This is a genomic window from Serinicoccus sp. CNJ-927 (assembly GCF_001942435.1).
Taxonomy (GTDB): Bacteria; Actinomycetota; Actinomycetes; order Actinomycetales; family Dermatophilaceae; genus Ornithinicoccus; species Ornithinicoccus marinus.
The window spans coordinates 38,156-57,700 of record NZ_MKKF01000001.1 but is presented as its reverse complement, the minus strand read 5'-3'; the positions used below and the strand labels follow the sequence as shown (position 1 = coordinate 57,700).

The following is a 19,545-nucleotide window of genomic DNA, read 5'->3' as shown; positions in this document are numbered from 1 at the left end:
GGTCGGGCGAGTTCCCGGCTCTGGCGTTCAGGACCGGGGCCACGCCGGGGTGGCGCCCGGGTCAGCGGCGCAGCCGCAGGCCTTGCGGGGCGGTGTGGAAACCCGCGTCGCAGGCCCGGCCAGCGGGTGGGTGGACGAGAGCGCGCCGCCACCGTCGATCTTGGCGATGGTGATGCCGCCGAGTGTGCCGCGACGCACCGCGGTGACCAGGGCGCCGGCCACCGAGCGCCAGACCTGCTCTGGCTGTGCCTCCGGCGGCGGGGCGAAGGTGAGCGCGCTGCGCCCACCGCGCTCCAGGTAGACCGCGAGCGAGCCGTCGAACAGCACCACCATCGACCCGGCTTTGCGGGCCGGGCGGTGGGTCACCTCGTCGTCGAGCGCGGGCCACGGCACGCTCGCGCCGAAGGGGCTGGCCGGGTCGGTCGCCGCCAGCAGCACGGCCTCCGTCTCGCCGGGCGCCGGGCTCTCCGAGCGCTGCCGGTCCAGAGCACGCAGCCGGTCGATGGCACCGGTGCTGCCGAACTGCGCGGCACCCAGCCCTTCGACGACGTACCCGCGCCGCACGCGACCGGCCTCCTCGGCCCCCGAGAGCACGCGGTAGACCCCGGCGAACCCGCCCGCCACGCCCTCGGCGACGACCGAGCCACGGGTGAGGACGCCGTAGCGGTCGAGCAGCTGCTCGGCGCCCGCCAGGGCGCGCACCGTCGGGTCGGTCTCGACCGGCGGCAGCAGCGACCAGCGTCCCACGGTCGTGGGTGGCCCCGACCGGCTCGGGCGTGACGGACGGCCCGTCCGGGAGACGGACGACGCCGACGAGGCGGACAGGGCGACCGAGGTCCGCGACCACCGCCCCCCGCGCGAGGGGGCACGCCGCGACTTGTGCGTGGTGCGACCACCGGCGAGCAGCGCCCGCACCGGGGCGTAGGTGTCGGCGCTCACGCGGCCGGACCAGACGAGGTCCCACAGCGTGCCTGCGAGCCGTTGGTCGTCGAGCGAGCCCACGGCGTCGCTCAGCGCGCGGAAGAAGTAGGCGCCGCCCACGACCCGCTCCAGCACCTCCAGCACTGCCCCGGCCCGCTCGTCCTCGACGAGCGCATCAGCCTCGCCCCCCTCGGGCACCGCCATCGTGAGGTGCGCGGTGTCGGCGAGGTGCAGCGAGACCCAGCCGTCGTCACCGGGCAGCGAGCCGTGCCCCTGCCAGAGGACGTCGCCAGAGCTCATCAGCTCATCCAGCAGCGCCGGCGTGTAGTCGACGACCCGGGCGGGCAGCACGAGCGACTCCAGCGCGGAGGCGGGCACCCGGGCGCCGGCGAGCTGCTCGACCGCGCGCAGCGTGCCGTCCAGCCCGCGCAGCTCGCCGACGGACTGCCAGCGGGGCAGGAAGCGGGCATACGCCGCCTGGGTGACGGGCTCGACCTCCTGCCGCAGCGCCGCCAGCGACCGGCGGCGCAGCAGCCGCAGCACCTCGGCGTCGCAGACGTCGTCCTCCCCGGTGCCCGACGGCGCGAGCGCCCCCATCACGAGCCGGCCCGACGAGACCTGCCGCCGCACCGCGTCCCGCACGACGGCGCTGCCGAGCCCCAGCCGGGTCGCGAGGGACTCCAGCGTGAAGGGCGCGTGGGTGCGCGCGTGCCGTACGACGAGGTCGGCGAGCGGGTCCTCCACCCCTTCGAGGAAGGCGGCGGGCACCCCGACCGGCATCGCCACGCCGAGCGCGTCGCGCAGCCGGGCGGCGTCCTGCGCGTCCGCCAGGCGCTGCTCCCCGGCGACCCGCACCTCGATGACGCGTCGCCCCTCGACCAGCGAGTCCACCCAGCCGTCCACCTGCGCGCGCTGCTCCTCGACGGTGCGGGCGCGCACCTCCTCGCGGCTCAGCGGGCCGAGCACGCGCAGCAGGTCGACGACCTCCTCGGCGTCGCGCGCCTGCCGGTCGGGCGCCAACCGCTGCAGCTCGGCCTCGGTCCGGGCCACGACCTCGGGGTCCAGCAGGTCGCGCAGCGCCGCGCCCTCGCCCCGCCCGAGCAGCTCGGCGAGCAACCCGGCGTCGAGGGAGAGGGCGGCCGCTCGCCGCTCGGCCAGCGGCGAGTCGCCCTCGTAGAGGAACTGCGCGATGTAGCCCATGAGCAGCGAGGACGCGAAGGGCGAGGGCCGCGGGGTGGCGACCGAGACGAGCCGCACCTGGCGGGAGGCCAGGGAGCGCATGAGCTCCCGCAGCGCGTCGACGTCGTAGACGTCCTGCACGCACTCGCGCACCGCCTCCAGGACGATGGGGAAGGTCGGGTAGCGCGCGGCGACCTCGAGCAGCTGGGCCGAGCGCTGCCGCTGCTGCCACAGCGGCTGCCGCTTGCCCGGGTTGCGCCGCGGCAGCAGCAGCGCCCGCGCGGCGCACTCGCGGAAGCGCGAGGCGAAGAGCGCCGACCCGCCGATCTCCTGGGTCACCAGGTCGGCGACCTCGTCCGGGTCGAGGGTCAGCAGCTCGGCGATCTCGGCGTCCAGCCGCGCGGCGTCGCCGCCGTCGCGCCGTGCGTCGCCGCCGGAGGGCATGCCCTCTCCCGGCGTCCCGCCAGACGGTATGCCCTCGCCCGGGTCGTCCCAGCCGCCGAGGTCGGGCAGGCGCAGCACGATGCCGTCGTCGGCGGCCAGCGCCTGCACCTCGGTGCCGAAGCGCTCGCGCATCCGGACCGCCAGGCACAGCGCCCAGGGGGCGTGGACCGGGCTGCCCCAGGGCGAGTGCACGACGACCCGCCAGTCGCCGATCTCGTCACGGAAGCGCTCGATGACGATGGTCCGGTCGTCCGGGAGGTGTCCGACGGCCTCGCGCTGGTCAGCGAGGTAGGTGACGAGGTTGTCGGCGGCGAAACGGTCCAGCCCACGCTCGGCGAGCTCGCCCCGGGCGGCCTCCTGCGGCTGGCCCGCGATCCGACGCACGAACTCGCCCACGGCCGCGCCCAGCTCGGCGGGCCGCCCGAGCGACTCGCCCTTCCAGAACGGCAGCCGGCCGATCTGACCCGGTGCGGGCGTGACGAGCACCTGGTCGTGGGTGATGTCCTCGATCCGCCAGCTCGTCGTGCCGAGGGTGAAGACGTCGCCGACGCGCGACTCGTAGACCATCTCCTCGTCCAGCTCGCCCACCCGGCGGCCGGGGCCCTCGCCGCTGGCGAGCATGACGGCATACATCCCGCGGTCGGGGATGGTGCCGCCGGAGGTGACCGCGAGCAGCTGGGCGCCACGACGCGCGCTGAGGGTGTCGGTGACGCGGTCCCACACGATCCGCGGGCGCAGGTCGGCGAAGTCCTCGCCGGGGTAGCGCCCGGCGAGCATGTCGAGCACCGCGTCGAAGAGCGAGCGGGGCAGTGCGGCGTAGGAGGCGCTGCGGCGCACCAGCTCGAAGAGGTCGGTGACCGACCAGTCCTCCATCGCGAGCATCGCCACGACCTGCTGAGCGAGGACGTCGAGCGGGTTGCTGGGGACCGAGAGCTGCTCGATCGCGCCGGCTCGCATGCGGTCGACCACGACGGCGGTCTGCACCAGGTCGGCCCGGTGCGTGGGGAAGAAGGCGCCGTGGCTGGTGGCGCCGACCTGGTGCCCGGCGCGGCCGACGCGCTGCAGCCCGGAGGCGACGCTCGGCGGGCTCGCGACCTGCACGACGAGGTCGACGGCACCCATGTCGATGCCGAGCTCGAGGCTGCTGGTGGCGACCACGGCGGGCAGCTGCCCGGTCTTCAGCGCGTCCTCGATCTCGCCGCGCTGCTCCTTGCTCACCGACCCGTGGTGGGCCCGCGCGAGCACCGGCGGGGCTGCCCCGCCCGAGCCGGACTGGGCCATCACCTGGGCGGGCGAGCGTGAGGTATGCCGGTCGCCGGCCTCGGCGTCCTCCTCCTCCGGCTCGTCCTCGCTGTGCCGCTCGTCCCACTCCTCGTTGAGCCGGGAGGTGAAGCGCTCGGCGACCCGCCGGGAGTTGGTGAAGACCAGCGTCGAGGTCTGTGCCGACACCAGGTCGGTCACCCGGCGCTCGATGTGCGGCCAGATCGAGGCGCGCTCCTCCGGGTCGGGGGCTGGTGCCCAGACGTCCTCCTCGAGCTGCCCGCCACCCTCCAGGTCGGGCAGCACCGGCCCGGTGCCGAGGGGGAGGTCGTCGCCGGAGTCGGCACCCCCGGTGTCATCGAGACCCTCGTCGAGCGTCGCGTCGCCGGTGTCGTCGCCCTCGGCGTCGTCGTCCGCGGCGTCGACCTTCTGTCCGGTCCAGTCGTCGGACGCCGTGCCCCGCTGCGCCGGGCCGCCCCCGGGTGCGTCCGGCCGCTCGGTGCGCCCGGGTCGGCCATGTCCGGGATCGGGACGACGACCTCGAGGTCCCAGCTCTTGGTGGACGGCGGCTGCACCGTGCTCACCGGACGACCGCCGGCGAGGTAGCGCGCCACCTCCTCGACCGGGCGCACCGTGGCCGACAGGCCGATCCGCTGCGCGGGGCGGGGGAGGAGGTGGTCCAGCCGGTCGAGGGTCAGCGCGAGGTGCGCCCCACGCTTGGTGCCGGCGACGGCGTGCACCTCGTCGACGATGACGGACTCGACCCCGGTGAGGGCGCTGCGGGCCTGGGAGGTGAGGAGCAGGAAGAGCGACTCGGGGGTGGTGATGAGGATCTCGGCGCCGTCCTTGGCGAAGGCGCGGCGCTCGGCGGCCGGGGTGTCGCCGGAGCGCACCGCCACGCTGACCGAGGGCGCGTCCTGGCCCAGGCGGCGTGCGGCGTGGCCGATGCCGACCAGCGGGCTGCGCAGGTTGCGCTCCACGTCGACGGCGAGCGCCTTGAGCGGGGAGACGTAGAGCACGCGGCAGCGGCCCGGCTCCTCCGGTTGAGCGGCGGGCTCCTGCCCGTTCTTCCCTCGTCGACCGCGGGCGGGACGTGCCGGTCGCGGTGCGCGCGGGTGGGCAGTGATCTGGTCGATGGCCCACAGGAAGGCCGAGAGCGTCTTGCCGGAGCCCGTGGGGGCGACGACGAGGGTGTGCTCGCCGCGGCTGATCGCGTCCCACGCACCGAGCTGCGCGGGGGTCGGTCCGGCGAAGGATGCGTCGAACCAGGCCCGGGTGGCAGGGGAGAAGCGCCTCAGCACCTCGGCGGCGTCAGGGACGACGGTGTCGTCGGAGCCGGCCGTGTCGTCGGTGGTGGTCTGCCCCGTCACGCCGCCGTCGACGGCGGACGTGCCGGTGCCGCTGCCGGAGTCGGGTTCGCTCACCCGGTCACTGTGCCACGGGGCACCGACAGACCTGCGTGGTCCGTCAGTCCATCGTGCTGGTGATCGGCCTGTCGTCGCCGCGCTGCGGCACCAGGCGGCGCCGCGTCGCGGTGACGACCCGGTTGCCGTAGGCCCCCGTCACCGGCGGCATCTCCGGCCGCTCCATCTCCTTCTTGGCGTGATGGTCGGTCCGGTGCTCCGGGCGCCACAGCTTCAGCGCGACCAGCAGCTTCTGCCACCAGGCCAGGTCCGCACGAGTGCTCACGAGGGTTCCTCCAGGTCGCCGGGACGGTGAGTCGGCTCACATCCTCTCATCCCGACCGATATTCGCTGGTCCGGTGTCAGACCCGCCGCATACCCTGAGCGACGCCATGCGCGACTTCCCACCCACCGTCACCGCCTGGACCGAGGCCCGCGACGGGTCTGGTCACCGGGCCGGCATCGGCATACCCGACACCCGGGGGCCGGTGCGCTTCCTGTGGTGGCTGCTGCGCCAGCAGGGCGACCTCGTCCTCGCCGGGTGCCTGTGCAGCCTGCTCTGGATGCTGCCGACGGCGCTCACCCCCTGGGTCTTCGGGCAGGCGGTCGACGAGGGCATCCGCGCCGGCGACGCCGGCCGCACCGCGCTGTGGTGCGGCGTCCTGCTGCTCATCACCCTGGTCGGCGCGAGCAGCGGCGTCTTCTACCACACCGTCGTCGTGCGCTCCTGGCTGTATGCCGCCTACGGCCAGACCCGGTTGGTCACGCACCAGGTCACCCGGCTGGGGCACGTTATGACGCGGCGCGCGCCCACCGGCGAGGTGCTCAGCGTCAACGGCAGCGACGGCGAACAGTTCGGCCACTTCATCGAGATCTTCTCCCGCCTCGTCGGCAATGTCGTCGCCTACGTCCTCGTCGCGGTCATCGTGCTGCAGATCTCGGTGCCGCTCGGCCTCGTCGTGCTGCTCGTGGCGCCGGTGCTGGCGCTCGTCTCCTCGGTCCTGCTGCGCCCGATGGCCGCCGCCCAGACCCGGGAGCGCAGCCGCGACTCCGAGCTGACCTCGATGGCGACCGACATCGTCGCGGGCCTGCGCATCCTGCGCGGGATCGGCGGCGAGCGGATCTTCGGTGCCAACTACGCCCGGCAGAGCCAGCGGGTGCGCCAGGCCGGGGTGCAGGCCGGCTCGTGGGGCGCCTTCGTCGAGGCCGTGGGCGTGCTGCTCTCGGGCCTGTTCGTCGTCGCGCTCATGGTGCTGGGCGTGCAGCGGGTGCGTGACGGCGACCTCCAGATCGGCGAGCTCATCACCTTCCTCGGGTATGCCCTCTTCCTGGTCCAGCCGATCCGCGTCGTCTTCGAGGCGGCCCAGCAGATCACCCGCTCGGTGGTCTCCGCGCGCAAGACGATCGGCGTCTTCGGCACCACCGACCCGTGGCCGGAGCGGGCCCCGCTGGAGCCCGACCAGCTCCGCGCCCTGGCCGAGGGCGAGCTCGTCGACGCGTCCTCCGGGCTGCGGGTGCGGCCCGGCCGGCTGACGATGGTCGTCAGCGCGCTGCCCGACGAGAGCGCCCGCCTGGCCGACCGCCTGGGCCGCTACCTGCCCGCCGGCGACACCGTCCCCTCCGGCGACGACGAGGCCACGGGGCGCGCCGCCCGCCGGGCCACCGCGGAGCGCTCCCGGGTCCGCGCCGACCTCGAGAGCCGTGACGCCGAGCGCGCGCAGGGCGCCTGGGGAGTCACCCTGGGCGGCACCGACCTGGCCGACCTGCCGCTGGACCAGGTGCGCTCCCTGGTGCTCGTGAGCGACACCGCCGCTCACGTCTTCGCCGGCACCCTGCAGGACGCCGTCGACCCGCACCGCACGCTGCGACGCGAGCAGGCCGAGGCCGCGCTGCACGCCGCCGCTGCCGAGGACGTCTACGACATCCTGCCCGGCGGCTGGCAAGGCGTGCTCGACGAGCGCGGGCGCGGCCTGTCCGGCGGCCAGCGCCAACGGCTCGTGCTCACCCGGGCGCTCGCGGCCGACCCGCCGGTGCTCGTGCTCGTCGAGCCCACGTCGGCGGTGGACGCCCACACCGAGGCCCGGGTCGCCGACCGGCTGCCCGCGCACCGGCGCGGCCGCACGACGGTGCTGATGACCGCCTCCCCGCTCCTGCTGCACCACGCCGACGAGGTGGCCTTCCTGGTCGACGGCGAGGTGGTGGCCACCGGCACGCACGACGAGCTCGTCGCCGGGCACCCGGCATACCGCTCGACCGTGCTGCGCGGCGACGCCGAGGCCGCGGCGGCCGGCAGCACGACCGGCACGACGACGACCGGCACGACCGCCAAGGACAAGGAGGTGACCCCGTGAGCGACCTGCTCGACCCCGAGCTGCGCGCGCGCTCCGCGCGCACCTGGCGCGACGCGGACGACCGGCCCCCGGTCGTGCCGGACCTCCTGCACCCACCGGACCCCGGCACCACCAGGCTCCGGGACCGGCACCGGCTGCTCTGGCAGCGGCACGCGCTGCGCCGCGAGCGGGCCCAGGCGCACCTCATGACGGCGCTGGACCCGGACCGCGGCCTGCCCGTGGCGAGGTCGCGCACGGTCGTGGACTACCTGCGCGGGCTGCTGCGGGAGCGCTCCCGGCTCGTCGCGCTCGTCATCCTCGCCAACGGTCTGGCCGCAGCCACCGCGCTCGCCGTGCCCAGGCTGCTCGGCAACCTCGTCGACGAGGTCGACCTCGCCGGCGGCGACCCGGCGTCGGGCGTGGTGCGCGACCTCGTGCTGCTCGTCGTCGTGGTCCTGGTGGCGCAGGCGGTCCTCACCTACGCCGCCAAGGGGCTCGCGGCGGTGCTGGGCCAGGGCGTGCTCGCCCAGGCCCGCGAGCACGTCATCAGGGCGGTGCTGCGGCTGCCGCTCGGCAAGGTCGAGTCGGCCAGCACCGGCGACCTCGTCACCCGCGTCACCCGTGACGTCGGCTCGATGAGCGGGGCGGTGCGGTGGGCGCTGCCGGAGTTCATCATCGGGGTCGTCACGGTGCTGCTCACCGTGGTCTTCATGGTGCTCAACTCGTGGGCGCTGGCGCTGCCGACCCTGGTGACCGCGTCGTTGTCGCTGTTCCAGATCCGGCGCTACCTGCAGCAGGCGCCGGCCGGCTACCTGCTGGAGGGCGCCACCTACAGCGACATCAAGACCACGCTCACCGAGACGGTGGAGGGTGCCCGGACGGTCGAGGCATACCGGATGCAGCAGGACCGTCGCAGCGCCGGCGTCGACGACATCCAGGTCTCCTCGCAGGCCGAGCGCTACGGGCTGGTGCTGCGCAACGTGCTCTTCGCGGTGATGGACATGGCCTTCTCGCTGCCGCGGGTCATCACGCTGGTCGTCGGCGCCTGGCTCTACTCCCGCGACGCGGTGACGATCGGCGACATCACCACGGCGATGCTCTACATCGAGACGTTCTACGGCCCGTTCGACCGGCTCGTCGGCACCATCGACCGGCTGCAGGTCGGCGTCGCCTCGACGACCCGCCTGCTGGGGATCGCCGAGGTGCCGCCGGACCGCACCGCGGGCGAGGACCGGCCCGAGGGCAGCACCCTCGTCGGGCAGGGACTGCGGTATGCCTACCGCCCCGGCCACGACGTGCTGCACGGCATCGACCTGCGGCTGGAGCCGGGGGAGCGGCTGGCGATCGTCGGGCCCTCGGGGTCTGGCAAGTCGACCCTGGGCCGGCTGATCTCGGGCATCCACGCACCGACGGGCGGGACGGTGCAGGTCGGCGGGGTGGAGCTGACCGAGCTGCCGCTGGAGCTGCTGCGCACCGAGGTCGCGCTCGTCACGCAGGAGCACCACGTCTTCCGGGGGTCGGTGCGCGACAACGTCGAGCTGGCGCGCGACGGCGCCGGCGAGGACGGGGTATGGCGCGCGCTCGCCACGGTGGACGCGCTCGGCTGGGTGCGGGCGCTGCCGCAAGGTCTGGACACCGTCCTGGGGTCGGGCCACCACGAGGTGACGCCCGCGCAGGCGCAGCAGATCGCGCTGGCCCGGCTCATCCTGGCCGACCCGCACACGCTCGTGCTGGACGAGGCCACCAGCCTGATCGACCCGCGCACCGCCCGGCATCTGGAGGGCTCGATGAACGCCCTGCTCACCGGGCGCACCGTGGTCGCCATCGCGCACCGGCTGCACACGGCGCACGACGCCGACCGGATCGCGGTGGTGCAGGACGGCCGCGTCGTCGAGCTCGGCAGCCACGACGAGCTCATGGCCGCCGAGGGGGAGTACGCCGCGCTCTGGCGGGCCTGGACCAGCTGATCGCCCGAGGGGCCGGTGCGCCTGACCGGCCGACGGCCGGTCAGGGGCTCCGGAGGATCAGTCGGACGCCGGCTCCGGCGGCGTCGCGGGAGCGTCGTCCGCCTCCGCATCCGCCTTCAGGTCGGGCGCCGGCGCAGCCGCAGGCTCGGAGTCCTGCCGGTCGGCGCCTGGTGCTGCTGCTGCGGCTGCTCCTCGTGCCCGCCGGGGCCTCGCTCGTCCGTCGTCGCGAGCTTGCCCAGGGTGCGGGGGCGGAGGCGGTCGTCGGCCTGACGGCGCAGGCGTCGTGGGTTGAGGCCGTGCTGGGCGTTGTAACCCTTGACGACCGCGGCGCGGAGCTCGCGGACCGTGGCCTCGGGGTTGTCGGCGTCGTGGACGATGGTGTCGACCAGACCCTGGGCCTTGAGGTCGAGCGCGGAGGCCTTCATCGTCTCCAGGGTCATGCCGACCTGCTCGACGCTGGGGTTGGCGACGCTGTAGAGGATCGAGGCGGTGGAGCGCGGCTCGGAGACGAAACCCAGGGCGCTGTCGAGCATGATCGTCTCCCGGCCGAACGGCGTCGTCGCCAGGCCGCCGCCGGAGCCCATCGCGCCGGTGATGACCGAGATCGTGGGGAAGGGGTGGGAGGCGGCCCGCTTGATGCTCTGCGCGATCGCCCGGGACTGGCCGCGGCGCTCGGCCGCCATCGACGGCATCGCGCCCAGGGTGTCGGTGAAGAAGACGATCGGCAGGTCCCAGCGCTCGGCCGCGGTCATCATGCGCACGGCATACTCGAAGTCCTCCGGGCTCGGGTTCGCCGGGCGCTTGCCGACATACCCCCCGGAGATCGAGTATGACGGCTGGTCACCGATGACCATGAACGACTGCCGCCCAGGGTCGCCAACGCGGCGATGATGCTCGGGTAGGTCTTCTGGTCCTCGAAACGGACGTGGTTGTAGAACGGTACAGCGCCGTCGAAGACGTGGCGCAGGAAGTACTCGGTGTCCAGCCGGGCGGCGCCGGCGGCGATCTCGTTGTAGCGCGCCATGAGCGAGTCCCGCGGTGTGGCGCTGTCCCGGTCGCGACGGTCCCGGGGCAGCTCGACCTCCTCGGCCACCTCCTGGCGCTCCCACAGCGCCGCGGAGAAGCCTCGGGCCCCGCGGTCACCGTGCGCGAGCCGGTCTCGGCGAGCGCGTCGTCGGCGTCCTTGACCCGCAGCCGGTTGCCGGTCCGCCCCGAGCCGAGCACCTGCCCGACGAAGTCGATGAGCTCGTCGACATCCTTGACCAGCACGTCCACGTTGCGGTCGAGGTAGTTGGCCTCCGCGCTCTGCAGCCCGCGCGGCACCTCCCGGCCCTCGAACGTCTCGATGACCCGCCGCCCCGCGAAGCCGTAGTCGGTGCCCTCCAGCGCCACGATGAGGTCGGCCACCGGCACCGCGCTCGCCGACATCCCGCCCCAGACCTGTCCGGCGAGCACCGAGATGTAGGGCCGGTTGGTCGTGTGCTGGAACTTGTTGGCCGCCGCCGCCATCCGCTGCATCTGGACCAGGCCGAGGACGTTCTCGTGCTGGCGCACCCCGGAGGAGGCGCCCATGCTGATGAGCGGCAGCCCCTCGCGCTCGGCCAGCTCGGCGGCCTGCACGAACTTCTCCCCGGCGACCTCCCCGAGCGACCCGGCGAAGAAGGACCAGTCGACGACATAGACGACCGCGCGCTCGCCGTGGAAGTGCCCGATGCCGAAGCGCGCCGACTCGCTCGTGCCCGATCGGGCCTCGGCGTTGCGCAGCTTGTCGGTGTAGCGCTCGATGGTGTCCCCGACGCGGCGCTGCAGGCCGATGAGGTCGTCGACCACCCGCAGGTGCCCGAAGCGCTCCTGCAGGTTGACCGCCTCCATGAAGCGGGTGACCGCCTGGGTGGGGTTCAGGCCCGGGCGCGACTCGTAGAGGCTGGCGACGGTGCGCGGCTTGACCGGCCGCCGGTCCAGCAGGTCCGGGGTGACGCCGCCCTCACCGAAGACGTCGTCGACGTCGAGATCGTGGTCCTCGGGATCGCGGCTCACGCGGGGGTCGGCCATGAGGACGAACGCTAGCAGCCGGGCGGTGCCCGGCCGGGGAGGACCACGGCGGATAATGGCTGCCCGTGGTCGCCGTCCTGGAGGGGTTCTCGCTCATCGCCGCGGTGGTGGCCGTGGGGTGGCTGCTGGCGCACACCGGCCTCTTCGGCCGGGACGAGCAGCGGATGCTCGCCCGCCTCACCTTCTGGGTCGGCTCGCCCGCCCTGCTCTTCCTCATCGTCTCCCGCGCCGATGTCGACGTGATCTTCTCCGGCTTCCTCGTCGCGACGGTCGCGGCGGTCGCGGTCTGCGCGACGGCATACCTGCTGCTCGCCCGGCTCGTGCTCCACCGCCGCTGGGCGGACGCGGTCATGGGTGGGATGGCCGCGAGCTACGTCAACGCCAACAACCTGGGCATCCCCATCGCGATCTACGTCCTCGGCGACGCCTCGTGGTCGGCGCCGGTGCTGCTCATGCAGCTGCTCGTGCTGCAACCGGGCTGGCTGGCGGCGCTGGACGCGACCCGGGTGGGGAGGGTGTCGTGGCGGCGGCTGGTCCGCTCGCCGCTGACCAACCCGCTGACGATCGGGACGGTGCTCGGGCTCGTGGTCAACCTCTCCGGCTGGACGCCGCCGGAGCTGGTGCTCGCGCCGGTCGAGCTGGTCAGCGGGGTCGCCGTGCCCTGCATGCTCATCGCCTTCGGCCTGTCGCTGCGGCTCTCGCCGCTGCCGCGCAGGGACGCGCTCGCCGAGCCGGTGACGGTCGTGCTGGTCAAGCTCGTGCTCATGCCGCTGGTCGCCGGGCTCGTCGCGGGTCCGGTGCTGTCGCTGGACCGGGCGGACGTGCTCGCCGTCGTGGTCATGGCGGCCCTCCCGACCGCGCAGAACGTCTACGTGCTGTCGGTGGCCTACGGCCGGGGTGAGCGGATCGCCCGCGACGGCGTCTTCCTCACCACCGTGCTGTCGCTGCCGGTGATGCTGCTCGTGACCGCGATCCTGGGGTGACTAGCCTTGCGGGTATGCGGTTGAGCGAGTTCTGGGAGCTGGTCGAGCAGGAGTTCGGCTCCGGCTACGGCGCCGTCGTCGCGCGGACGCAGGTGCTGGGGAGCCTGGGCGGGCGCACCATCGAGGACGCCCTGGAGCAGGGGGAGCGGCCGCGCCGGGTCTGGGAAGCGGTCTGCCGCGACATGGACGTCCCGCCCGAGCACCACCACCTCCCGGACCCGCCCGCTCCGGACGAGCAGTAGCCGCCGCTGTCACGGCAGGCGGGGGCCGCCGTGAGCGCACGGTCGCGTCAACCATGACACGACGCCCGCCCTCCGGCAGGATGCCTCCATGCCGCAGCAGGGGGAGGAGCTGACCAGGACCGCCTACGACGCCGTGGCCGACCTCTACGCCGACACGTTCACCGCGACCGAGCCCGAGCAGTCGCTCGAGCTCGCGATGATCGACCACTTCGTGGCGCTGCTCGGTCACCGTCCGCGCGTGCTCGACGCCGGCTGCGGTGCCGGACGGATGCTCCCCTGGCTCGCGGCCCGCGGTTGCCGGCCGGAGGGGGTGGACCTGTCGCCGGGGATGGTCCGTCGGGCACGGACCGACCACCCTGCATACCCGTGCACCGTCGGGAGCCTCAGCGAGCTCCCCCTCGCCGACGCCGAGCTCGACGGGGTCTTCTCCTGGTACTCCACCATCCACAGCCCGGACGTCGATCTGGACCGGATGCTGTCGGAGATGGCGCGGGTGCTGCGCCCGGGAGGCCATCTCCTGCTGGCCTTCCAGGTGGGCGACGGTGTGCGCGAGATCGGCCGAGGCTTCGCTGCGTACGGCCACCAGGTGACCCTCTACCGGCACCACCGCAGCGTGGAGGCCGTCGCGTCTCGGCTCGATCGGCGGGGTATGCGGGTGGTCGCCCGGCTCGAGCGCGATCCCCTCGGGTCGGAGGGGGAGCCCCAGGCGGTCGTCATCGCCCGGCGGCCGGCCGGATGAAGCCGTTCGGCGGGGTGGGCCATAGACGGAGCGGACGAGCCATGGAAGCGGGCGAGAGGACCTGGCGGCGGATGCCACGGCTGCGGTGGGCGTGCACATGGTCCAGGAGCCACCGGCAGTCACCATGGTCGCAGGAGCCACAGTCTGCGCCGATATGTCCCGAAGGCCGCGAAATACCCCGCGCAGATGTGCACATCTCCGCACCGTGGTGCGCGTGCTCGTCGTGTGACGCACGGGACGCGATAGGCCTTCACTGTGCGACCGGCCGCGGCCCAACCAACCCCTGGAGTGGCATGCGCGACCGGCCACGCCCGGTCAGCTATCAGAGCAGCCCGCGACCGCTATCCCTCAGACCAGGTCGCGAGCCAGGAGCACCTCTCCCAGCTGCACCGTGTTGAGGGCAGCGCCCTTGCGCAGGTTGTCGTTGCTGATGAAGAAGACGAGGCCGCGGCCGTCCGGCACCGACTGGTCGACCCGGATGCGGCCGACGAGCGAGGGGTCCTTGCCCGCCGCCGCGAGCGGGGTGGGCACGTCGGTCAGCTCGACGCCGGGAGCGCCGGCGAGTGCCTCGCGCGCCTGCTCGGGCGTGACCGGCTCGGCAAACTCGGCGTGCACGGCGAGGCTGTGGCCGGTAAAGACGGGCACGCGCACGCAGGTGCCGGAGACGGCCAGGCCGGGTATGCCGAGGATCTTGCGCGACTCGTGCCGCAGCTTGGCCTCCTCGGTGGTCTCGTCGTCGGCGCCGAGGTCGCCGGCCATCGGCAGCACGTTGAAGGCGATGGGCGCGACATAGGCCTGCGGGTCCGGCATCGGGACAGCGCTCCCGTCGTGGGTGAGGGTCTCCACCGGCAGGTCCCCGCCGAGGGCGGCGCGGGCCTGGTCGGCCAGCTCGCTGACGCCGGCGAGCCCGGAGCCGGACACCGCCTGGTAGGTCGCGACCCGCAGCCGCTCCAGCCCCGCGAGCTCGTGCAGCGGGCGCAGGACCGGCATGGCCGCCATCGTGGTGCAGTTGGGGTTGGCGACGATGCGCCGGCCGGACTCGCCGGTCGCCAGCGCCAGGTCGTCGGGGTTGACCTCGCTGACGACCAGCGGCACCCGGTCGTCCATCCGCCAGGCGGAGGAGTTGTCGACCACGACCGCGCCGGCCTCGGCGAAACGCGGCGCGTGCTCCTTGCTGGCCCCGCCGCCGGCGGAGAAGAGGGCGACGTCGATGCCGGACAGGTCCGCGGTCGCGACGTCTTCGACCTCGATGTCGCGCGCGACGTCATACCCGGGCGCGGCGGCCGCCGACCCGGCCCAGCCGAGCGTGCTCCCCGCCGACCGAGCGGAGGCGAGGTAGCGCACCGAGGCGGCGGGGAAGTCGCGCTCGGCGAGGAGCCGACGCATGACCGCGCCGACCTGCCCGGTCGCCCCGACGATCGCGACGTGCAGCCGCCGCCCGTCCGCCGCACCGGTGTCCTGCTGCTGTGCGTCGGTCATGGTGCTCACCGTCCCGTCCCGCCGTAGACCACGGCCTCTTCCTCGGCGTCCAGGTCGAAGGCGGTATGCACCGAGCGCACCGCCTCCTGCAGGTCGCTCTGGTCGCAGATCACCGAGATCCGGATCTCGGAGGTGCTGATCATCTCGATGTTGACCCCGGCGTCGGCGAGCGCCGAGAAGAGCTTGCTCGCGACCGCGGGGTTGGAGCGCATCCCGGCGCCGACGAGCGAGAGCTTGCCGACGTGGCTGGTCCAGAGCACGTCGGCGAAGCCCATCTGCTCCTGCAGGCCGCGCACCGCGGCGACCGCGGTCTGGCCGTCGGTCTCGGGCAGCGTGAAGGAGATGTCGGAGGTCTCGGCGTCGGTCGTCGAGACGTTCTGCACGATCATGTCGATCGACACCCCGGCCTGCGAGACGGCGCCGATGACCGCTGCCGCGGCGCCGGGCCTGTCGGGGATGCCGACGGCGGTGATCTTGCCCAGCGAGGTGTCGTGGGCGATGCCGGAGATGATCGGCTCTTCCATGGTGTCCTCCGTGAGGGGTCGCCCGACCAGGATCCAGGTGCCTTCCTGGTCGGAGAAGCTGCTGCGGACGTGGAGCGGCACCTGGAAGCGGCGGGCGTACTCCACCGCGCGCAGGTGCAGGATCTTGGCGCCGTGCGCCGCCATCTCGAGGGTCTCCTCGATGGTGATGCGGGTGACGCGGCGGGCGCTGGGGACGATGCGCGGGTCGGCGGTGTAGAGCCCGTCGACGTCGGTGTAGATCTCGCACACGTCGGCACCGAGGGCAGCGGCGAGCGCCACCGCGGTGGTGTCCGACCCACCCCGGCCGAGGGTGGTGATGTCGTCGTCGGTCGAGATGCCCTGGAAGCCGGCGACGATGGCGACCGCGCCGTCGTCGAGGGTGCGGCGCACGCGGTCGGGCTGCACGTCGAGGAGCCGGGCGCGCCCGTGCGCGGTGTCGGTGCGCATCCCGGCCTGGGCGCCGGTGTAGCTCTTGGCCGGCACGCCGATCTGCTCGATCGCCATCGCCAGCAGCGCCATCGAGATGCGCTCGCCGGCCGACAGGAGCATGTCCATCTCGCGCTCCGGGGGAGTGCCGGAGGCGATCTGCCCGGCGAGGTCCAGCAGGTCATCGGTGGTGTCGCCCATCGCGGAGACGACGACGGCGACCCGGTGGCCGGCCCGGTGGGCGGCGACGACGCGCTGGGCGACGCGGCGCATCGCCTCGGCGTCGGCGACCGAGGAGCCGCCGAACTTCATCACGAGCAGAGCCATGGCACTTCCTGTGCAGGGGTAGGCAGGTCTACGGGTATGCGGGTCTACTGGGCCCGGCCGGACGGCGGCGTCCCGACCGGGAGGTCCGAGGAGCAAGTCTAGGGGGAGTGCCGCGGTGCCCTTGACGCCGGGGAATCCCCGCAGGACGTCCGGTGTGGTTGCACGCGAGGCTCACGGCATACCCTCGGGCCATGGATGACGAGGACCGGATCGCGCTGCTCATCGACTACGAGAACCTCGCGCTCGGCTCGCGCGACCACCTGGGGGTGCCCTTCGACCTGCGCCCGGTCGCGGATGCGCTGGCGGAGCGCGGTCGCGTGGTGACACGGCGGGCGTATGCCGACTGGTCCTATTTCGACGAAGACCGCCGGATGCTCACCCGCAACCACGTCGAGCTGATCGAGATGACCCAGCGCATGGGGGCCTCGCGCAAGAACGCCGCCGACATCAAGATGGCGGTCGACGCGATCGAGACGGCCTACGAGCGCGACTACATCACGACCTTCGCGATCTGCACCGGCGACAGCGACTTCACCCCGCTCGTGCACAAGCTGCGCGAGCTCAACAAGCGGGTCATCGGGTTCGGCGTGCGCGACTCGACCTCGACCATGCTGCCGCCGGCGTGCGACGAGTTCCTCTACTACGACGACCTCGACGGTGTCGTGCCGGCCGGCGCCGAGGACACGCCCGCACGCGGGTCGGGGCGCAAGGGGCAAGGACAGAGGCGCAACGGCTCGGGCAAGAGCGGCGGGAGCAGCGCTGGGCGCGCGCAGGAGCCGGAGCCCAGCACCGAGACCGCCGACGAGGGGGGCGAGGACACGGTCGAGGACACCGCCCCGGACCTCGCCTCGCTGGTCGCGCAGACCGTCTCGGGGTTGCAGCGCAGCAGCGGGGGAGCGGTGACCGCGTCGGTCCTCAAGCGGACCCTGGTGCGCAAGGACTCGACGTTCTCTGAGGCGGCCTACGGCTTCCGCGCCTTCGGCGAGCTCCTGGAGCACCTCGCCGGCCGGGGCATCATCGACCTGAGCGCCGGGCCCGCCAAGGGTGACCCGGAGGTCACGCTGCCCGAGGAGGGCGGCCGGCAGGAGGCCTTCGCGCTGTTGCGACAGACCGTGAGCGAGCTCGACGAGGGCGAGGGCGTGGCGCTCTCCGGCCTCAAGGACCAGCTGCGCGCGCGCCGTGAGGGCTTCTCGGAGAAGCCGCTCGGCTACGGCTCGTTCCTCCAGTTCGCCAAGGGGGCCGACGCGGCCGGGCTCGTGCAATTGCAGCGCCAGGGCTCGGCGTATGTCGTGAGCGTCACCTGAGCGCTCCCGGAGGCCGCTGCGACACGCCCGACACCCCTTCGCGGAGTCGTACAGAGTTTCGACTATCGTCGTCCACACGGTGTCGCCGTCGGCACGGTCGTCCACAGATTCGTCGTGGTGGCCGGGGTATGTCGGCGGGGGCGCCTAGCGTCTGACGCAGACGCAGGATCACCCATCTGGATGACCCTGACCGTCGGTCGAAGGTAGGCGCGCCCGCCACGAGACGAAGGAGCTGGCAGATGCCGCAGGCAAGCAAGACCACCGGTGCGACCGGGATCAACAACGACAGGCTCAGGGCCCTCGACACGGTCATGGCCCAGATCGAGAAGCAGCACGGCAAGGGCTCGGTGATGCGCCTCGGCGACGAGGACCGCCCGCCGGTGCAGATCATCCCGACGGGGGCCATCGCGCTGGACGTCGCGCTCGGCGTGGGCGGTCTGCCGCGCGGTCGCGTGGTGGAGATCTACGGCCCGGAGAGCAGCGGCAAGACCACGGTCGCGCTGCACGCCGTGGCCAACGCGCAGAAGGGCGGCGGGATCGCCGCCTTCATCGACGCCGAGCACGCGCTCGACCCGGAGTATGCCAAGAAGCTCGGTGTCGACACCGACGCGCTGCTCGTGAGCCAGCCGGACACCGGTGAGCAGGCCCTGGAGATCGCGGACACGCTGATCCGCTCCGGCGCGCTCGACATCATCGTCATCGACTCGGTCGCGGCGCTCGTGCCCCGGGCCGAGATCGAGGGCGAGATGGGCGACAGCCACGTCGGTCTGCAGGCGCGCCTCATGAGCCAGGCGCTGCGCAAGATCACCGGCGCGCTCAACTCGACCGGCACCACGGCGATCTTCATCAACCAGCTGCGCGAGAAGATCGGCGTGATGTTCGGCTCCCCGGAGACCACGACCGGTGGCAAGGCGCTGAAGTTCTACGCCTCGGTCCGGATCGACGTGCGCCGTATCGAGACCCTCAAGGACGGCACCGACGCGGTCGGCAACCGCACCCGCGCCAAGATCGTCAAGAACAAGGTGTCACCGCCGTTCAAGCAGGCCGAGTTCGACATCCTCTACGGGCAGGGCATCTCCCGCGAGGGCGGTCTCATCGACATGGGGGTGGAGCACGGCTTCGTCCGCAAGTCAGGCGCCTGGTACACCTACGAGGGCGAGCAGATGGGTCAGGGCAAGGAGAACGCCCGGCAGTTCCTCAAGGACAACCCGGACATCGCCGACACCATCGACCGCAACATCAAGACCAAGCTCGGCATCGGCGCCCCCGCGCCGACGGAGGACCTCCCGGACGGGGTGGACCCGGTCACGGGTGAGGTCTCGGTCGACTTCTGATGGCCGGCGCAGACAGGATGTCTGCGGCCCGGGAGGCGCTGGCGGCGGCGGAGGCCTCCGCCAGCGCCTACGGGCTCCGCTCCGCCGGGCCCGGTTCCGGGCCGCCGGACCCGGAAAGGCGCGAGGAGCAGTCGGCGGCGCCTGACCCGCACGCGGTGGCCCGCAAGATCGTGCTGCGCCAGCTCGCCATGGGCCCGCGCACCCGGCGCCAGCTCGAGGACAAGCTGCGTGACCGCGACTGCGACCCGCAGGTCGCGGCCCGTGTGCTGGACCGCATGAGTGAGGTCGGCCTGGTCGACGACGAGGCCTACGCCGAGATGTATGTCCGCTCCAAGCAGGAGACCAAGGGGCTGGCCGCGACCGCCCTGCGTCAGGAGCTGCGGCAGAAGGGCGTCGCCGACGAGCTCGTGGACGCGACGCTGCAGGACATCGACCCCGAGCAGGAGAAGGAGCAGGCACGGGCCCTCGTCTCCCGCCGACTGCGCACGATGCGCGGGCTGGACCGCGAGGTCCAGACCCGCCGGCTGGCCGCCTTCCTCGGGCGCAAGGGCTACGGCGCCGGGGTGTCCTACCAGGTCATCCGGGAGGCGCTGGACGACCTGCCCGAGCACGGTCGGGACTGAACCCGACC

Annotated in this window: 13 protein-coding genes and 1 pseudogene; 8 read left to right on the top strand and 6 right to left on the bottom strand. The window is 73.3% G+C overall.

The window, feature by feature from the left end:
- Positions 1-61: 61 nt before the first annotated feature.
- Both BJF86_RS00270 and BJF86_RS00260 read right to left on the bottom strand, forming a co-directional pair.
- Positions 62-5,105 (bottom strand): annotated as a pseudogene (locus BJF86_RS00270) (DEAD/DEAH box helicase).
- A gap of 166 nt (positions 5,106-5,271) precedes the next feature.
- Positions 5,272-5,493, bottom strand: coding sequence for a hypothetical protein (locus tag BJF86_RS00260; RefSeq protein ID WP_075816501.1), 222 nt, complete (start codon positions 5,491-5,493; stop codon positions 5,272-5,274).
- 106 nt (positions 5,494-5,599) lie between these two features.
- Between BJF86_RS00260 and BJF86_RS00255 the strand changes: the two genes are divergently transcribed.
- Both BJF86_RS00255 and BJF86_RS00250 read left to right on the top strand, forming a co-directional pair.
- Positions 5,600-7,558 carry an ABC transporter transmembrane domain-containing protein gene (locus BJF86_RS00255; RefSeq protein ID WP_083652591.1) on the top strand — a complete coding sequence of 653 codons (1,959 nt, stop codon included), beginning with the start codon at positions 5,600-5,602 and terminating at the stop codon, positions 7,556-7,558.
- The gene (locus tag BJF86_RS00250) at positions 7,555-9,504 is read left to right on the top strand and encodes an ABC transporter ATP-binding protein (protein WP_083652590.1); all 1,950 of its coding nucleotides are present in this window, start codon (positions 7,555-7,557) and stop codon (positions 9,502-9,504) included. The genes BJF86_RS00255 and BJF86_RS00250 overlap by 4 nt, the downstream gene beginning before the upstream one ends.
- 116 nt (positions 9,505-9,620) lie before the next feature.
- Here BJF86_RS00250 and BJF86_RS00245 read toward each other — a convergent pair whose 3' ends face one another.
- Positions 9,621-10,358: a carboxyl transferase domain-containing protein gene (locus BJF86_RS00245; RefSeq protein ID WP_075816500.1), complete on the bottom strand. Its 738-nt coding sequence runs from the start codon at positions 10,356-10,358 to the stop codon at positions 9,621-9,623.
- The gene (locus tag BJF86_RS00240; RefSeq protein ID WP_075816499.1) at positions 10,345-11,556 is read right to left on the bottom strand and encodes a carboxyl transferase domain-containing protein; all 1,212 of its coding nucleotides are present in this window, start codon (positions 11,554-11,556) and stop codon (positions 10,345-10,347) included. The genes BJF86_RS00245 and BJF86_RS00240 overlap by 14 nt, the downstream gene beginning before the upstream one ends.
- A 65-nt stretch (positions 11,557-11,621) precedes the next feature.
- Between BJF86_RS00240 and BJF86_RS00235 the strand changes: the two genes are divergently transcribed.
- The 3 genes from BJF86_RS00235 (at position 11,622) to BJF86_RS00225 (ending at position 13,520) form a co-directional block, all read left to right on the top strand.
- On the top strand, positions 11,622-12,539 hold the full coding sequence (locus BJF86_RS00235) for an AEC family transporter (protein WP_075816498.1): 918 nt from the start codon (positions 11,622-11,624) through the stop codon (positions 12,537-12,539).
- Between the two features lie 14 nt (positions 12,540-12,553).
- The gene (locus BJF86_RS00230; RefSeq protein ID WP_022924923.1) at positions 12,554-12,781 is read left to right on the top strand and encodes a DUF3046 domain-containing protein; all 228 of its coding nucleotides are present in this window, start codon (positions 12,554-12,556) and stop codon (positions 12,779-12,781) included.
- Between the two features lie 88 nt (positions 12,782-12,869).
- A complete protein-coding gene (locus tag BJF86_RS00225; RefSeq protein ID WP_075816497.1) occupies positions 12,870-13,520 on the top strand; it encodes a class I SAM-dependent methyltransferase in 651 nt (216 codons plus the stop codon).
- Positions 13,521-13,868: 348 nt separating this feature from the next.
- On the opposite strand, the gene BJF86_RS00220 is transcribed toward BJF86_RS00225, so the two are convergent.
- Positions 13,869-14,999, bottom strand: a complete 1,131-nt coding sequence (locus tag BJF86_RS00220) for an aspartate-semialdehyde dehydrogenase (protein ID WP_075816546.1) — start codon at positions 14,997-14,999, stop codon at positions 13,869-13,871.
- A 5-nt stretch (positions 15,000-15,004) separates the two neighbouring features.
- Positions 15,005-16,276: an aspartate kinase gene (locus tag BJF86_RS00215; RefSeq protein WP_075816496.1), complete on the bottom strand. Its 1,272-nt coding sequence runs from the start codon at positions 16,274-16,276 to the stop codon at positions 15,005-15,007.
- Positions 16,277-16,467: 191 nt separating this feature from the next.
- Between BJF86_RS00215 and BJF86_RS00210 the strand changes: the two genes are divergently transcribed.
- The 3 genes from BJF86_RS00210 (at position 16,468) to BJF86_RS00200 (ending at position 19,537) form a co-directional block, all read left to right on the top strand.
- Positions 16,468-17,580 (top strand): NYN domain-containing protein, encoded by a 1,113-nt coding sequence (locus tag BJF86_RS00210; RefSeq protein ID WP_075816495.1) that lies wholly within the window; start codon positions 16,468-16,470, stop codon positions 17,578-17,580.
- Between the two features lie 239 nt (positions 17,581-17,819).
- A complete protein-coding gene (recA, locus tag BJF86_RS00205) occupies positions 17,820-18,914 on the top strand; it encodes a recombinase RecA (RefSeq protein ID WP_075816494.1) in 1,095 nt (364 codons plus the stop codon).
- Complete coding sequence (locus tag BJF86_RS00200; RefSeq protein WP_083652589.1) at positions 18,914-19,537, top strand: regulatory protein RecX; 624 nt, start codon at positions 18,914-18,916, stop codon at positions 19,535-19,537. Before recA ends, BJF86_RS00200 begins: the two co-directional genes overlap by 1 nt.
- Positions 19,538-19,545: the final 8 nt, after the last annotated feature.

Excerpts from the sequence above, each read along its gene's own strand:
- BJF86_RS00240 (WP_075816499.1), bottom strand. The coding sequence starts at position 11,556 with ATGGCCGACCCCCGCGTGAGCCGCGATCCCGAGGACCACGATCTCGAC.
- recA (WP_075816494.1), top strand. The coding sequence starts at position 17,820 with ATGCCGCAGGCAAGCAAGACCACCGGTGCGACCGGGATCAACAACGAC.
- BJF86_RS00230 (WP_022924923.1), top strand. The coding sequence starts at position 12,554 with ATGCGGTTGAGCGAGTTCTGGGAGCTGGTCGAGCAGGAGTTCGGCTCC.
- BJF86_RS00215 (WP_075816496.1), bottom strand. The coding sequence starts at position 16,276 with ATGGCTCTGCTCGTGATGAAGTTCGGCGGCTCCTCGGTCGCCGACGCC.
- BJF86_RS00220 (WP_075816546.1), bottom strand. The coding sequence starts at position 14,999 with ATGACCGACGCACAGCAGCAGGACACCGGTGCGGCGGACGGGCGGCGG.
- BJF86_RS00225 (WP_075816497.1), top strand. The coding sequence starts at position 12,870 with ATGCCGCAGCAGGGGGAGGAGCTGACCAGGACCGCCTACGACGCCGTG.
- BJF86_RS00210 (WP_075816495.1), top strand. The coding sequence starts at position 16,468 with ATGGATGACGAGGACCGGATCGCGCTGCTCATCGACTACGAGAACCTC.
- BJF86_RS00255 (WP_083652591.1), top strand. The coding sequence starts at position 5,600 with ATGCGCGACTTCCCACCCACCGTCACCGCCTGGACCGAGGCCCGCGAC.
- BJF86_RS00245 (WP_075816500.1), bottom strand. The coding sequence starts at position 10,358 with ATGGTCATCGGTGACCAGCCGTCATACTCGATCTCCGGGGGGTATGTC.
- BJF86_RS00200 (WP_083652589.1), top strand. The coding sequence starts at position 18,914 with ATGGCCGGCGCAGACAGGATGTCTGCGGCCCGGGAGGCGCTGGCGGCG.